General features: G+C 62.2%; 14 protein-coding genes and 1 pseudogene. 9 read left to right on the top strand and 6 right to left on the bottom strand.

The genetic code is table 11. The features are described 5' to 3' along the window. Positions 1–17 precede the first annotated feature (17 nt). Complete coding sequence (locus C443_RS05510) at positions 18–272, top strand: hypothetical protein (RefSeq protein WP_005534539.1); 255 nt, start codon at positions 18–20, stop codon at positions 270–272. On the opposite strand, the gene C443_RS05505 is transcribed toward C443_RS05510, so the two are convergent. Continuing rightward, positions 269–1,417 (bottom strand): acyl-CoA dehydrogenase, encoded by a 1,149-nt coding sequence (locus C443_RS05505; RefSeq protein ID WP_005534537.1) that lies wholly within the window; start codon positions 1,415–1,417, stop codon positions 269–271. The genes C443_RS05510 and C443_RS05505 overlap by 4 nt on opposite strands. 105 nt (positions 1,418–1,522) lie before the next feature. After that, positions 1,523–2,367: pseudogene (locus C443_RS05500) on the bottom strand (3-hydroxyacyl-CoA dehydrogenase family protein). 268 nt (positions 2,368–2,635) lie between these two features. On the opposite strand from C443_RS05500, the gene C443_RS05495 reads away from it, so the two are divergent. Then, positions 2,636–3,511, top strand: coding sequence for a class 1 fructose-bisphosphatase (locus C443_RS05495; RefSeq protein ID WP_005534535.1), 876 nt, complete (start codon positions 2,636–2,638; stop codon positions 3,509–3,511). Between the two features lie 18 nt (positions 3,512–3,529). Here C443_RS05495 and C443_RS05490 read toward each other — a convergent pair whose 3' ends face one another. Further along, entirely contained in the window at positions 3,530–5,539 is a 2,010-nt protein-coding gene (locus tag C443_RS05490; RefSeq protein ID WP_005534533.1) for a PKD domain-containing protein, read from the bottom strand. Between the two features lie 238 nt (positions 5,540–5,777). On the opposite strand from C443_RS05490, the gene C443_RS05485 reads away from it, so the two are divergent. From C443_RS05485 to C443_RS05470, 4 genes are all read left to right on the top strand, one after another. Next, positions 5,778–6,161, top strand: a complete 384-nt coding sequence (locus tag C443_RS05485) for a DUF5658 family protein (RefSeq protein ID WP_005534532.1) — start codon at positions 5,778–5,780, stop codon at positions 6,159–6,161. Between the two features lie 189 nt (positions 6,162–6,350). Beyond that, positions 6,351–7,607: a Glu/Leu/Phe/Val family dehydrogenase gene (locus tag C443_RS05480; protein WP_005534530.1), complete on the top strand. Its 1,257-nt coding sequence runs from the start codon at positions 6,351–6,353 to the stop codon at positions 7,605–7,607. A gap of 63 nt (positions 7,608–7,670) precedes the next feature. Next, the gene (locus tag C443_RS05475) at positions 7,671–8,156 is read left to right on the top strand and encodes an SRPBCC family protein (protein ID WP_005534529.1); all 486 of its coding nucleotides are present in this window, start codon (positions 7,671–7,673) and stop codon (positions 8,154–8,156) included. Between the two features lie 144 nt (positions 8,157–8,300). Then, positions 8,301–9,209: a DMT family transporter gene (locus C443_RS05470; RefSeq protein ID WP_085944910.1), complete on the top strand. Its 909-nt coding sequence runs from the start codon at positions 8,301–8,303 to the stop codon at positions 9,207–9,209. Between the two features lie 17 nt (positions 9,210–9,226). On the opposite strand, the gene C443_RS05465 is transcribed toward C443_RS05470, so the two are convergent. After that, on the bottom strand, positions 9,227–10,021 hold the full coding sequence (locus C443_RS05465; protein ID WP_005534526.1) for an RIO1 family regulatory kinase/ATPase domain-containing protein: 795 nt from the start codon (positions 10,019–10,021) through the stop codon (positions 9,227–9,229). A gap of 82 nt (positions 10,022–10,103) precedes the next feature. Here C443_RS05465 and C443_RS05460 point away from each other — a divergent pair, with 82 nt between their 5' ends. Then, positions 10,104–11,243 (top strand): acyl-CoA dehydrogenase family protein, encoded by a 1,140-nt coding sequence (locus C443_RS05460; protein ID WP_005534525.1) that lies wholly within the window; start codon positions 10,104–10,106, stop codon positions 11,241–11,243. A gap of 15 nt (positions 11,244–11,258) precedes the next feature. On the opposite strand, the gene C443_RS05455 is transcribed toward C443_RS05460, so the two are convergent. Together C443_RS05455 and C443_RS05450 are read right to left on the bottom strand one after the other, a co-directional pair. Then, positions 11,259–11,675 (bottom strand): universal stress protein, encoded by a 417-nt coding sequence (locus C443_RS05455; RefSeq protein WP_005534523.1) that lies wholly within the window; start codon positions 11,673–11,675, stop codon positions 11,259–11,261. 55 nt (positions 11,676–11,730) lie between these two features. Continuing rightward, complete coding sequence (locus C443_RS05450; RefSeq protein WP_005534521.1) at positions 11,731–13,194, bottom strand: RNA-splicing ligase RtcB; 1,464 nt, start codon at positions 13,192–13,194, stop codon at positions 11,731–11,733. Positions 13,195–13,415: 221 nt separating this feature from the next. Between C443_RS05450 and C443_RS05445 the strand changes: the two genes are divergently transcribed. Next, positions 13,416–13,940, top strand: a complete 525-nt coding sequence (locus tag C443_RS05445) for a DoxX family membrane protein (RefSeq protein WP_005534519.1) — start codon at positions 13,416–13,418, stop codon at positions 13,938–13,940. Between the two features lie 14 nt (positions 13,941–13,954). Then, positions 13,955–14,251, top strand: a complete 297-nt coding sequence (locus C443_RS05440) for a hypothetical protein (protein ID WP_005534517.1) — start codon at positions 13,955–13,957, stop codon at positions 14,249–14,251. Positions 14,252–14,365 lie beyond the last annotated feature (114 nt).

The following is a 14,365-nucleotide window of genomic DNA, read 5'->3' as shown; positions in this document are numbered from 1 at the left end:
TCCCACAGAACACAGGTATGTCCCTGTCCCGCTCACTCCTCCTAGCAGGTCTGGACGCGCTCCCGTTTGCGGCCCTCGCCAGCGTCGCGACGTACGTGTTCGCACGCACAACCATCCAGCCGTCAGTAGTTGTTGGCATGCTCGCCGGGACCGTCGGTGTGGCAGTGCTTCTCGCGCTTGGAATTGCCAGCGCGAGATGCTACCGTGCGGACGGAAAACCGTTCTACTTCACGCGTGCGGTCGTGGTCGAAGGGCTCCTCTCGCTGCCCTAGTCGAGAAGCTCGCTGGCAATCGTATTCCGAAGAACCTCGCTGGTCCCCTCGTAGATCTCGTTGAGTTTGGCGTCGCGGTAGAACCGCTCGGCCGGGAAGTCCTTCGTATAGCCGTAGCCGCCGTGGACCTGAATGCCCTCGTTCGCCACTTCTCGGGACACCTCGGAGGCGTAGAGCTTGGCCTGGGCGGCCTCCTTGACGAACGACTCGCCGGCCATCTTCTTATCGGCAGCCTGGTGCATCAGCAGGCGGGCCGCCTGCGTCTTCGTGTCCATGTCGGCGAGCTTGTGCTGGATGGCTTGGAAATCGCTGATCGGCTGGTCGAACTGCTCACGGTCCTGGGCGTATTTCAGTGCCTCGTCCAGCGCAGCTTGGGCGATGCCGACACCGCGGGCCGCGATAGTGATGCGTCCGCCGTTGAGCGTTTTGAGCGCATGGACGAACCCGCGGCCCTCCTCACCGAGCATACGGTCGGCAGGGATGCGCATATCGTCGAACCGCAGTTCGGCAGTCGGACAGCCCTTGTCACCGAGTTTGTGCTCGGTCCCTTCGACGATGAAGCCGTCGTCCTCCTCGGGGCGAACGATGAACGAGGAGATACCCTTGTTGCCGGCCTCGGGGTCAGTCTTGGCGAACAGGACGACGGTGTCGGCGACGGACCCGTTTGAGATCCAGAGCTTGCCGCCGTTGACCAGATAGGCGTCGCCGCCGTCGACCGATTCGGCAGTGGTGTCCATCGCGGGCACGTCACTGCCCGCACCTGCTTCGGAGAGGGCGAACGCGCCGATCTCCTCGCCCTCGGCAAGCGGTGTGAGGTAGGTCTCTTTCTGGGCCTCGTTCCCGAACTCATAGATCATGTTGCAGGCCAGCGAGATGTGTGCGGCGACGATTGTGCCGAGCCCGCCGCTTCCACGCGAAATCTCTTCGAGGGCCATAGCGTAGCTGTGGTAGTCCAGTTCGGCCCCGCCGTACTCCTCCGGAATCGGCATTCCCATCAGACCGAGGTCGGCCATCTCGTCGACGAGGTCCCACGGGAACTCGTCGGTTTCGTCGATCTCCGCTGCCCGCGGCTTGACCTCCTCGTCGACGAAGTCCGCGACCATCTCCTGTATCTGGCGCTGTTCCTGTGTGGGGCTAAAGTCCATGACAGATTCTAACGCTGGTTGGGTCTTTACTGTTGGCCAACGCTCGGCCCGTTGCCGGGTATCGTACTCAGACTGCTACTGTCGGCCTTTGTCACCGCGGATCGGTCAATCGTAGTCGTAGAAGCCCTTACCGGACTTTTTGCCGAGATCGCCGGCTGCAACCTTGCGCTTGAGCAGGTATGCAGGCTTGTAGCGGTCACCCAACTCCTCATATAGCGTCTCAGAGGCGTCAAGGACCACATCGAGGCCGATGTGGTCGGCTAGTTCGAGCGGCCCCATGGGGACGTTCGTCCCGAGCGTTAGCCCGCGGTCGATGTCGGCCTTGTCGGCGACACCCTCATCGTATGCGCGAATTCCCTCGTTGATCCAGGGCATCAGCACGCGGTTCACGACGAATCCGGGCTTGTCGTCGGCTTCCCAGGTTTCCTTGCCGATGTCGTGGGCGAACTCTCGGCCCAGCGTCACTGTCTCGTCGCTAGTTTTCTCACCGATGACAAGTTCGACGCCTTTCATGACCGGTACGGGGTTCATGAAGTGCAGTCCGAGGACCTGCTCAGGTCGTTCGGTAGCACTGGCGATTGTCGTAATCGAGAGCGTGCTCGTGTTGCTGGCAAGCACTGTGTCAGGCCCACAGACTGCGTCGAGGTCCTCGAACACAGACTGCTTGATGTCCATGTTTTCTGTTACGGCCCTGTCTCTTATACACATCTCTGAGCGGGCTGGCNGGTGATGCGGGCTGTTGCCGCTTCTGCCTCCTGTTCTGTCACTGTGTCGCGCGCAACGAGTGTCTCGAAGCTCGACTGTATCTCCTCGAACCCGGCGGCAACCAGTTCTTCTGTCACATCGCGCATGACGACATCGTAGCCGGCCGTCGCGGCGACCTGGGCGATGCCGTTGCCCATCGTTCCAGCTCCAACGACGCCGACAGTGTCGACTGTTTCGAGATGCATACCCGCGCCTTCGTCCGGTGGTCGTGTAAGTCTGCCGACGGTATCGGATCATCGCGGGGCCGGAGTTCCCCGAGTTAACCAGTCACAGGCTTAGCGGCAAGCACTGCCCCGCGGCTGAATATTCACTCGAAATGTAGTAAATGTCAGCAAAAAGATACTTATGATGTGCCGGAGAACCAACTGGTGATGAGAGACCCTGCGGGCAGCAGGCTTGGAGACAAATTCGACTGGTCACTGGATGGCCAGTCTCTGCCCCTACATCTGACAAATGAGTAAGTCACTCGACACCTCGACCACCGAAGCCGCGCAGACAGTCACGGAAGTCATCGACACCATCGCCGCGACGACGCCGGACGTCCGCCGCGCTGTTGCCGACTACCGTGGCCAGAGCAACTCCGTCAACCCCACCGGCGACGACCAGCTTGCGGCTGACCTGCGCGCCGACGAACTGTTCGAGCAGCAGGTGCTGGGCATCGACGGCGTTGCCTCCTACGCCAGCGAGGAACGCGCAGCGGTGAAAACGACAGACGGTCGCCTCCACATCGCGATGGACCCCCTCGACGGATCGAGCAACCTCGAACCGAACAGCGGGATGGGAACGATTTTCGGCATCTACAGCGAACAGCCGCCGACTGTCGGCACCAATCTCCTCGCCGCCGGGTTCGTCATCTACGGCCCGATCACCTCCATGGTCGTTGCCCGGGACGGCAACGTTCGCGAGTACATCCTCGAAGACGGCGACAAGCGGGTCGTCGACGACGAGGTGACGGTCCCTGAAGACCCAACAGTGTTCGGGTTCGGCGGCGGCGTCGACTCCTGGACCGACGAATTTGAATCCTACGCCGAGGAGGTCCGCCACGAGCTGAAACTCCGTTACGGCGGGGCGATGGTCGCGGACATCAATCAGGTGCTCACCTACGGCGGTATCTTCTCGTACCCTGCACTGGAGTCACGCCCTGAGGGGAAACTCCGAGTCCAATTCGAGGGACACCCGATGGCCTACATCCTCGAATCGGCCGGCGGTCGATCCTCCGACGGTGACCAGTCACTACTCGAAATCGAACCCGACGGGCTGCACGAGCGGACGCCGCTGTATCTCGGGAACGACGACCTGATCGACCGGCTCGAAGCGAATATCGACTGACGACCTGTATTCTGTCGTTCAGTAGCCGAGATAGATCGCCAGCGCTTTGAGAACGCCGTACAGTCCGACAGCGACGCCCAGAAGCCCACCGAGGACAGTTCCGACGATGCCGTCAGGCCACAGCGAGAGGGGATTCGGAATTCCGATCGACGGGAGCGCTGGAATCGGGAGGCCACCGCTGTCACCCGTTACGTTGCCGACGCGCTGCCCGTCGACCGTTAGCTCGCCAGTCCTGTTTTCAGGAACTGAGCGGGCAAACTCCGTCGTTCGCGTCTGACCGGCAGGGACGGTGACTGTCCGCGTCGTCAGTATCGACGTGTTGAGCGCGACGATCACGTTGTGGTCGCCGCTCGCGGTGCCCCGGTTTTCCAGCTTGACCGTGATGACAGTCCGGTCGCCGGGACCGAGTGTCGATGGTACCGCCGTGGCGTTCGTAACCACGATATCCGGCTGTCCGGGCTTTTCTGTCGATTTCTCTGTCGTTTCTGGTTCGGACGTCGATGCTTCCGAGTCGTTCGTCGCCGTCTCCGCATTCATGTCTGTCGCTGTCGTCTGTTCGACGCCGACGACGAACGTCGAGAGACCCGGCGATTCAGCCCGATAGACGATGTGTGACTCGCCCCGGCTCGCGATCTCAGTCGACAACGGCATCCACCCGTCGCCGCTCCGGAACAGCGTCACAGCATCGGGCATCGCGCCGACCGCCGCCAGCGCGTCACGGTCCACAGTAAACGTGAACGTCGCGTCCTGAGCCGGAACGGAGCCGTGGTCGATATCGAACTGGCTGATACCGGTGTAGCCGGTGGCGGTCGCGAATGCTGGTGTAGGCCGGCGGGAGCGAATCGTCAGTATCGTAGATTCGTTACGCGGGAACGACACGGCGAGCCGCTCTAGGGTTCCGTTCTGACCGGTGACGAGTGCCCCCTCCGGAGGCTGAATCCGCTGTGTCTGCCCGGACCCGTTCACCGAGACGTTCGCCATCGTCGCGTTCGGCTGCTGCACGGTCACGTTTCCGGCGGGACCATTCCCCGTCACAGACACGACTTTGGTCACTGTTTCCGTGTTCCCGAGCGGATCAGCGGCTGTCACCGTAACCTCGTGACTGCCGGGTGAAGCGAAGGCTACGGTGATGTTCTCGCCGGTGAGAATTGTATCACTCCCGACTTGCCACCGGACCGAGTCGACGCCCTGGTCGTCTGTCGTCTCCGCTGCCGAGAAGGTCACCGACTCGCCAACCGTTGCGTTCTCTGGCCCACTGACGGTGACGTTCGGCGCGGAGTCGTCATAGAGAAACGTCTGCTGTCGGCCAAAGGAGTTCTCGTTTCCGTTCTCGTCGGTCACCGACAGCAACAGCAGCGAGTACTCGCCTTCCTCCGGGAAGGTGTACTTTCGTGTATACGTGAGCGTATTGCCGGTGCGTTCGGTGAACCCCGAGATGTTGAGTGTGTCTATCGACGGGCCACCGACGGAGATCTCGAGTTGCTGTATCGGTTCATGAATCCCGACAGAGATACGGGCAGTAGAGCTATTGACGCGACTTACCTCGAACGACTGGTACTTCGGTACGACGGAGTCCATCCCGGTGACAGTGACTGATTCGTGGGGAAGCTCGTTCCCCGCTTTGTCTGAGATACTGCCAGTGTCACGGAGGCTGACGGTGACGTTGTCTGTGTCGACTTTTTTCTCCAGCAGCAGGGAGACGTGTACCCCTGTCCTGTTTGCTCCGGAGGCGTTGATCGATGCGACCGAGACGTTCTCCACTCGGCCCGCAGTTAGCGCGAAATCCGCCGCCTGAATCGTACTCGTGTCTATCGACCCGCCGTCGTCGTACAGGGACACTTCGATAGTCGTGGAATTGCCCCGCGTCGCATTGCCCCATTCCGGCGATTCTGTGTCTTCGGCCGCGGCCGTGCCCGAAGCAATGATACCGAGCAGTGGAAGCAAAAGCAGCACGAGGAGAAGCGGAAGCCACCAGCGACGACGCCAGGCCGACGGCGGCGTCTCTCGGGCGTAGCCGGTGGCACTCATGATGTGTGAGTAGTCCGGCACCCGATATCAATGGTGCGCCACCATTATGAGAGGTGATAATCGCATGCACGGTAGCTGCTACATTATATGCACTGGGTGCATCGAACGCGTCGTTCAAACTCGATCCGGAGCCATCGGGTTTCCCGTGGGTATGCAGTCCCTACTCCACCGGTTTCAGCAGTAAACAGTGTGTATTTAATACGTGGGATGACAACGAGATAACAGACCACGTGGGGGCGTGGTTGCGGAGGGTGACGTGCTCAGAACGGACCGAACGGTCTCGATAGGGACCATCGACGGATGGTGTAGCGCCCTGCTCGACGAACTTGTGGCCGTCGAGCGAGAGCTATGGCTTGTCGTCGCCGTGACGCTCATCATCGACGTGTGGCTGACACACGTCGGCCTCCAGCACGGCCTGCAGGAGGGAAATCCGCTGATGCGGGCCGCGATAGAGACGTTCGGAATCGCGGTTCTCGGCCTGACGAAGGTTGGCGTCCTCGGGATGGCAGGGCTGATCCGCCAGTTGTTGAGCGACCAGCGTGGCGTCGTCGTGCCACTCGGGCTGGCACTTCCGTGGGTTGCGGCCGTCGTGATCAATGCGACACTCCTGCTCAGCTTGTAGCCATGCCGGATTGTTTTATCCTCCAGTTTCGTCCTCTCACTGGACTAGTACCCCGAACGTATCGTGTCGCCGTGGACGAGTCAGTCGCAGACACTCCGTCTAACTGATCAGATCCCTTGTGGGTAATTGCCATATAGGAATCCCATGGACGGCGGTACCCTTTTGCCCACAGTCTGAGATATAGACTGTATGTCGCCTGAGGTAAACCCGTTTGAGAGTTTACAGGAGCAGATCGACGACGCGTCGGACTATCTCGAATATTCGACCGACGTGCTTGAGCGGCTGAAACACCCCGAGCGGGTGCTGGAGGCGAACCTCTCTGTGGAGATGGACGACGGGTCCGTCGAGGTGTTTCGTGCCTACCGGTCACAGTTTAACGGTGACAGAGGGCCGTACAAAGGTGGGATTCGCTATCACCCACAGGTCACACGCGACGAGGTCAAGGCACTGTCTGGCTGGATGGTGTACAAGTGCGCTGCGGTAAACATCCCCTACGGCGGCGGGAAAGGCGGCATTGAGATCGACCCGCGCCAGTACTCGGCGGGCGAAATCGAGCGGATAACCCGGTCGTTTGCGAAAGAACTCCGCCCGATTATCGGCGAGGACCAAGATATCCCCGCGCCCGATGTCAACACCGGCCAGCGCGAGATGAACTGGATCAAAGACACCTATGAGACGCTGGAGAACACTACCGAGCCCGGCGTCATCACCGGCAAGGCACCGGAGTCGGGCGGAAGCGCGGGCCGCGTCGAAGCGACTGGCCGGTCCGTGATGCTCACGGCCCGTGAGGCGTTCGACTATCTCGGGAAGGACATGGCGGACGCGACGGTGGCCGTGCAGGGCTACGGCAACGCCGGCTCCGTGGCGGCGAAGCTCATCGAGGATCTGGGCGCGAACATCGTCGCCGTATCGGACTCCTCGGGAGCTGTCTACAACCCCGACGGACTCGATGCACGCGACGCGAAGGCGTTCAAGAGCGAGACCGGGTCGCTGGCCGGCTACGAGGGCGCAACGGAAGAGCTGACGAACGAAGAGCTGCTGACAATGGACGTGGACCTGCTCGTCCCGGCGGCGCTGGAAAACGCCATCAACGGCGACCTCGCGCAGGATGTACAGGCCGACATTGTCGTGGAAGCGGCGAACGGCCCGCTAACGCCGAACGCGGACGACGTCCTCACCGAGCGAGACGTGGCCGTGTTCCCTGACATCCTCGCCAATGCTGGCGGTGTCACGGTGTCGTACTTCGAGTGGGTCCAGAACCGCCAGCGGTTCTACTGGTCCGAGGAGCGTGTGAACAACGAACTGGAGACCATCATCACGAACGCGTTTGACGACCTCGTCGAGACCTACGAGGAGACCGGCGCGCCGAACTTCCGGACCGCGATGTACGTCGTCGCTATCCAGCGCGTCGTCGCTGCGGCCGAGGAAGGCGGTATCTGGCCCTGACCGCATTCCGGAAGCAGTCGCGGCTACCGCGGGTGTTTTGCCAGCGCTTCCCCTACTGTGTGTATGGACATTTACGAGCGGCAGATCCGCGTCGAAGCTCCGCTGTCAGAGGTCTGGAAATTCCACGCGACAGGCGACGGGCTGGTCGCACTGACCCCCGACTGGATGAACATCCGCATCGAGGAAGAGCGGGGACCGGACGGCGAGCTGAACCCCGAGGAACTGACTGCCGGGTCTGTCGTCGAATCCTCGATCAAGCCCTTTGGCGTGCCACCGCGCCAGCAGTGGGTCTCGAACATCGTTGCCCGGGAAGAAGGTGACGACGAGGCGATGTTCCGCGACGTGATGGACAAGGGGCCGTTCCCCCACTGGGAGCACACGCACACCTTCCGTGCGCTGAGCGACAGGGAGACGCTCGTCCACGACCATGTCGAGTTCGAACTGCCTGGCGGGCCGCTCGGGCGGGCGCTTGGCCCCTTTGGTTGTCTCGGGATGGAACCGATGTTCCGGTACCGCCACCAGCAAACCAAGGAACTGCTCGAAGGGTAACGTGGCCTGTCCGCGGACGGCACGGGCCCGACTATGGTATCCGGTGTTTCTTTATCCCAGTGTCGGATACTGCCACAGGATGCGTGGACGTGTCGCTGCGGTAGTTGATGGGGCTGTGAGATTTCCGCGCGATAATGGAGCGAAATCGGCGTGACTGAGCCGCGAATCGACCCGCGAATCGGGCTGGTTGTTGCTGTGCTCGCAGTCAGCATGAGCGCGATTCTCGTCCGCTGGAGCGGGGCCGCGGCGTCTGTGGCGGCGTTCTACCGCGTTCTGTTGACGACCGTACTGCTAGCGCCGCTGGCGCTAGGCCGGCATCGGTCGGCGTTCGGGCGACTCGCTCGACGGGACGTACTGGCGGCTGCGGCGACTGGTGTCGCGCTCGCAGTGCACTTCGCCGCGTGGTTCGAGAGTCTGGCGTGGACGAGCGTCGCGGCGTCGGTCACGTTGGTCCAGTGCCAGCCGCTGTTCGTCGCCGTCGGTGCGTGGGCACTGCTGGACGAGCGTGTCACGCGTGGCACGACGGCGGGCATTCTGGTCGCTATCGGCGGTATCATCGTAATGTCTGTCGGCGAACTGCTCGGAAGCGGGACTGTCGGCCAGCGTCCACTGTACGGCAACGCCTTGGCCCTCGTCGGCGGTGTCATGGCTGCCGGCTACGTGCTCGCCGGGCGCTCGCTCCGCCAGCGGTTCCCGCTCATTCCCTACGTGACCGTCGTCTACGGCGTCGCCGCTGTATGCCTCTTCATCTTCGTCGTTGCCTCGGGACACCCCGTGACAGGCTACCCGCCGCGGGAGTGGGCGCTGTTTCTCGCGATGGCCGTCGGTCCCGGCGTGTTCGGCCACACCGTCCTCAACTGGGCACTGGCACACGTCGAATCCAGCATGGTTAGCGTCTCATTGCTTGGCGAGCCGGTCGGGAGCGCGCTGCTGGCGTTGCTGTTGCTCGCGGAGATACCGGGTCCATCGACTGTCGCCGGCGGGGTCGTCGTGCTCGTTGGTATCGGTGTCGTCGCCAGAAGCCGGGCCGTCGGTGCGACACCGGCGGACTGAGGCCGTTCCGGGTCGGTCTATGCACGTTTTTCGACGGCTCCGCGGATTTCTGCGGCGGCGAAGTCGTGGTCCGGGCGGATGTTGACGAAGTCCAGAAACTCCTCCGCAGCCAGTAGTTCAGACGTATCGTAGTGGCATGCAGCGGCGGAGACAGCGGCCGGCGCACCAATGAGCGGTTCCAGTGCACCCAGCGCACACGCAAGGTCATATGCGCGAGCGTCACTAATGGCCGCCTCGCGGACGCTCGTGGCGTCGATGAAGTACAGGTCGTCGTGGGCTACGAGTACGTTCTCACAGCGGAAGTCACCGTGGGCCAGACCGTCCTCGTGCATCCGGTGGAGGAAGTCGAATACCGTCGGGCTATGTCGCTCGACGGTTTCGGCCGGGAGGTCGTCCAGCGGCTCGAAGTCGGGAATGTATTCAAGTACCAGTACTCCCATTCCGTCGTACTCGAAGGCTTCGATGGGCTCGGGAGCGTTGACGCCGATCTCCCGCATCCGCTGGGTTGCCGCAAGTTCGTGTTCCGCCATCTCGTAAGGTGTCCCGAAGTGCTCGAAAAAGCCCTCTGTGCCAGACGAGAACGCGCCGATGTTGCGGCCGGCGGTCAGCAGCGTATGGACCAACGAGTTCTGCCCCGTGATGACTTTCACGAACCACTGATCGTTGACGACCAGCGGTGTCGAGAGCCAGTTCTCCGCTTCCAGAAACGTCACGTGGGCCGCGGGCTCGTCGTACCGTTCGATTACCGCCTGCACCACGCCTTCGAGTTGCTCCCAGGGGACCGTCCCGCGGAGGAATCGCCGGAACGCCATTCCCGTTAGGGAAGGCTATGGACGGGCAAATGGCTTGCGTCCGCCCCGTGTGGTATTTATTAACATAAGCCATAAGTCGAGTATGGAGTTCGACGTTCCCGGCGAACACCGGATGATCCGAGATTCGGTCCGCGAGTTCTGCGAGAACGAGATTCAGCCGATAGCCCAGGAGATCGAGGAGGAGCACCGTTTCCCGGCAGCGGTATTCGACGAACTCGGCGAGTTGGACGTGATGGGCGTGCCGATCAGCGAGGAGTGGGGCGGACTCGGTGGCGACACACTGATGTACGCGCTTGTCGCCGAGGAACTCGGACGCGTTTCCGGGAGCATCGGACTCTCGTACGTGGCCCATACTTCTCTTGGGGCCAAGCCGATAGAGCTGTTCGGCACGGACGCACAGAAAGAGCGCTGGCTCACACCGCTTGCCTCCGGCGAACAGCTCGGCGGCTGGGCGCTAACGGAACCGGGCAGCGGGAGCGACGCCAGCGACATGGACACGACGGCCGAGCGGGACGGGGACGAGTACGTCCTCAACGGCACCAAGCAGTTCATCACGAACGCTTCTGTCGCCGGGTCGGTGCTAGTCAAAGCCGTCACCGATCCAGAGACCGGCTACGACGGTATCTCGACGTTCATCGTCGCCCCGGAAGACGATGGCTGGGAAGTGACGACCGAGTGGGACAAGATGGGACTCAACGCCTCGCCGACCTGCGAACTCCAGTTCGACGACTGCCGGATTCCCGCAGACCGACTGCTCGGCGAGGAGGGCGACGGCTGGGCGCAGACGCTGAAGACCCTCAACGGTGGGCGCATCTCCATCGCTGCGCTCTCGACGGGGCTAGCACAGGGTGCTTTCGAGGCCGCGAAATCTTACGCTACCGAACGCGAGCAGTTCGACCGCCCTATTTCGAAGTTCGATGCTGTCCGTGACAAAATCGTCGAGATGGACCGCAAAATCGAGCGCGCCCGCCTGCTGACCCACAAGGCCGCGACGATGTACGACCAGGGCGAAGACGTGACGCGCATGTCCTCGCTGGCAAAGCTCGACGCCAGCGAAATCTGTCGCGAGGTCGCCGAAGACGCCGTGCAGGTGCTCGGCGGCTACGGCTACACGACGGACTTCGCCCCGCAGCGGTTCTACCGGGACGCGAAGCTCATGGAGATCGGCGAGGGAACGAGCGAGATACAGCGAATGGTGCTCGGCCGAGAACTGGGCATGTAACGACCTTCGGAACGCCTACACGTCGGACGGACCTTCCGGGACGATAGTAACGGGCACGTCGGCGGCGTCGATGACAGCAACTGCGGCGTCGCCTTCCCGGAGTCTCCCGGCCAGCCCCTTCGGCTCGTGACCCATGACGATGTGCTGAACATCCACGTCAGCCGCGAGTTCGAGCAGTTCGTTGCCGATCCGCGTGCCCGAACGCATTGCTGACCGGCCGACGTGTTCGATAGCGACCGTCGCCACGACGGTGGCGTCGCGGAACCGGTCACGCATCTCGTCCCGGAGTTGCATGGCTGTGCCATCAGCGGTGTTCTCGTCGACGAGGTGGACGACGTACAGTTCCTCGTCCAGTCCGTCGGCGAGTCGAACCGCCGTATCAATGACTGCCGGAGAGACCGAATCGTTGGCGATAGCCACAAGAATGGTCATACAGGAGACAGGGCCTTCGTGTCCTAATCACTTTCTGCCAGACCAACAGGTTCGCTCACTCAGTTGCCTTCAGATTATGGACGGCGTCGACGTACTCGACGACCTCGGCAGTGGGCTGGATAGCCGAGAGTATCGCGTCGGCGTCCTTGTACGCCATCGGCGCTTCGTCTCGGACGCCTTTGATGACAGACTCCGAGTAGATACCGTCCATCGCCGCGGCGAACTCGTCCATGTCGACCTCGCTGTGTGCCTGCCGCCGGCTCATCACGCGGCCTGCACCGTGTGGCGCTGTCTGATGGTACTCGTCGTTGCCCTTCCCGCGTGCGATAATCGACCCGTCGGCCATGTTGAACGGGACGAGCAGCCGCTGTCCGTCGCGGGCTGGGGTCGCGCCCTTGCGGATGGTCAGGTCGCGGAAGTCGATGTAGTTGTGAATCGACTGGAAGCGGTCGACGGGGTCGATGTCAAGTGCGTCGCAGACGGCATCGCTCATCAGTTCGCGGTTCCAGCGGGCGTACTGCTGGGCGAACAGCATGTCCACGAGGTAGCCGTGGGCCTCGCGACCCTCCAGCCAGTCAAGGTCCGTGTTGCGGTCCTCGTCGTCGCTGCTGTGGATGGCGTTCTGGACCTGTCCCAGCGCGTCGAAGGCGTTCTCGATTTCCTTGCCATCTAGTTCGCGGCGGAGACGGTCCTTCCGGATGTAGGACTCACCCATGCCACCGGTGACCCAGGCGTAGAGGTCTCGGGATTCGACCATATCGGGGTCGAACTTCAGGTACTCGACGTACTCCTCGGGAATCTGGTCGCGGATCTCGCCGATAGTCCGGCGGTCCGTCGCCGTCGACTGCCAGTACTCGGCGACGGACTTGCCCAGATACCGGGAACCGCTGTGGATGACCAGCCAGTAGTCGCCCGATTCGCGTGCCTGGCCGAACTCGACAAAGTGGTTCCCGCCGCCCAGCGTCCCCGCGCTCTTGATGATGTACCCCATGCTCTGGCGCTGATCCGCCAGCACGCGGTCACACAGTGATTCGAAGTAGTCCTCGTCGTAGCCGTCAAAGTCGAACTCCACGGGATTGATGTGTTCGCCGAACCGCTCGGCGTAGGCCGTGTCGAACTGCTCGAAGACGCGGTTGGCCCGCTCGAACGGGAACTCCTCCACGAAGTGGACCGCGTCGTCGTAGTCGTGAACGTTCCGCCCCATCGGGACAGCTTCGCGGACGCGACGCTCGCGCTCTTCGTCTTCCAGCGGGAGTTCCGGTCCGAGGTTCGTCGCGGCCATCCCACAGCCCACGTCGACGCCGACGATGTTCGGGACGACGCGCTCGCCCAGCGGCATCGTGAAGCCGATGGGTGCGCCGGCTCCCCAGTGCGTGTCCGGCATGATCCGCACCGGTTCGGTGAACGCGGGGTGGTCGATGAGCGTCTCGATCTGCTCCCGACACCCGCTCTCGACGAGCGATTCGTCATCGACCATCACTCGCGCCGTGGTGTGTTCGCCCGTCAGTTCGAGTACCATTGGTGTCGTATCGTAGTCGCATAGAGGGTTTGAACCTCACGGTGGCCCGTGAGTGGGTGCCTCCCCTCCGGAGCAAATAAAAACCACAGCCGAACGGGCGAGGACACGCTAAACCGTTGATGTTTCCCTTCTCAGCCGCTGAGATGGGTTTTCAGTCTGTGAGAACACCCTGCCCCTTATATGCCACCGTGGTGCGGAACTTCACATGTGAGGTGACACAGATGTCCTATCAAGCGGCGAACCCCCTGGCAGACGACTTCGAGCTCGAGCTCGGCGGGGCTTGGACCGCGTACTGGCTGGCGTTCCTGCGTGTCGTAACCGGCTGGTGGTTCTTCCACGCAGGCGTAACGAAGCTCATCGAGAACGGGCTGGCCTACACGTACGGGCCGACCTACCTCAAGCAGATGACTGGCACGGCACTCGGTCCGATCCCCGTGCTGATGGGCGAATACCTGGGCTGGGTCATTCAGGCGATGGTCCCGCTGGGCGAGACGCTCATCGGGCTCGGGCTGATGGTCGGCGCACTGGTCCGACTCGCCTCCGTGTTCGGGGTCTTCTTCATGTCCCTGTTCTGGATCGGCAACGCGGAGTTCGGCCACGGGCTGGTCAACAGCGACTTCATGGGCATACTACTGTTCGTGACGATGATCGTGCTGGCCACCGGTCGCTACTACGGCCTCGATGCGATCATCGAGAAGACCAAACTGGTCAAACGACACCCGAAACTCAGGTACCTGCTCGGTTAACGAGGTGACCACCAATGCAACAACACACCACCGTCATCGACAAAGCGGCGATGGCACTCAGCGGCGGACTGATGCTGCTGGGCGTCGTCGTCCTCGGCATCGTGGAGATACTGGCGGGGAAGCCCTACAGCGCGGCACCGCTGACGAACGACGCAGGCGAGATCATCGCGACGCCGATGATCGATCCGACGCTCCGGACCGGGCTGGTCTTGGCCGGCCTCTTGGTCCTGGCCCTGTACGGGGTCTACAGGCTCGTCGCCCCAATGAAGACTGAGATGGCCACGACACAACAAGAAATCACGGCAGACTGAGCAGTTCTCGTTTTTGCTGTTTTGACGCGACGTGTCGAACCGGTCTACAGAAATGATAGTGGGTGCCGTTCCACCCCACCGATTCCCCACTGACAATGTATTTACTGTGGCCAT

Source organism: Haloarcula argentinensis DSM 12282 (assembly GCA_000336895.1).
Classification (GTDB): domain Archaea; phylum Halobacteriota; class Halobacteria; order Halobacteriales; family Haloarculaceae; genus Haloarcula; species Haloarcula argentinensis.
This window is presented reverse-complemented; position numbering and strand designations above follow the sequence as displayed.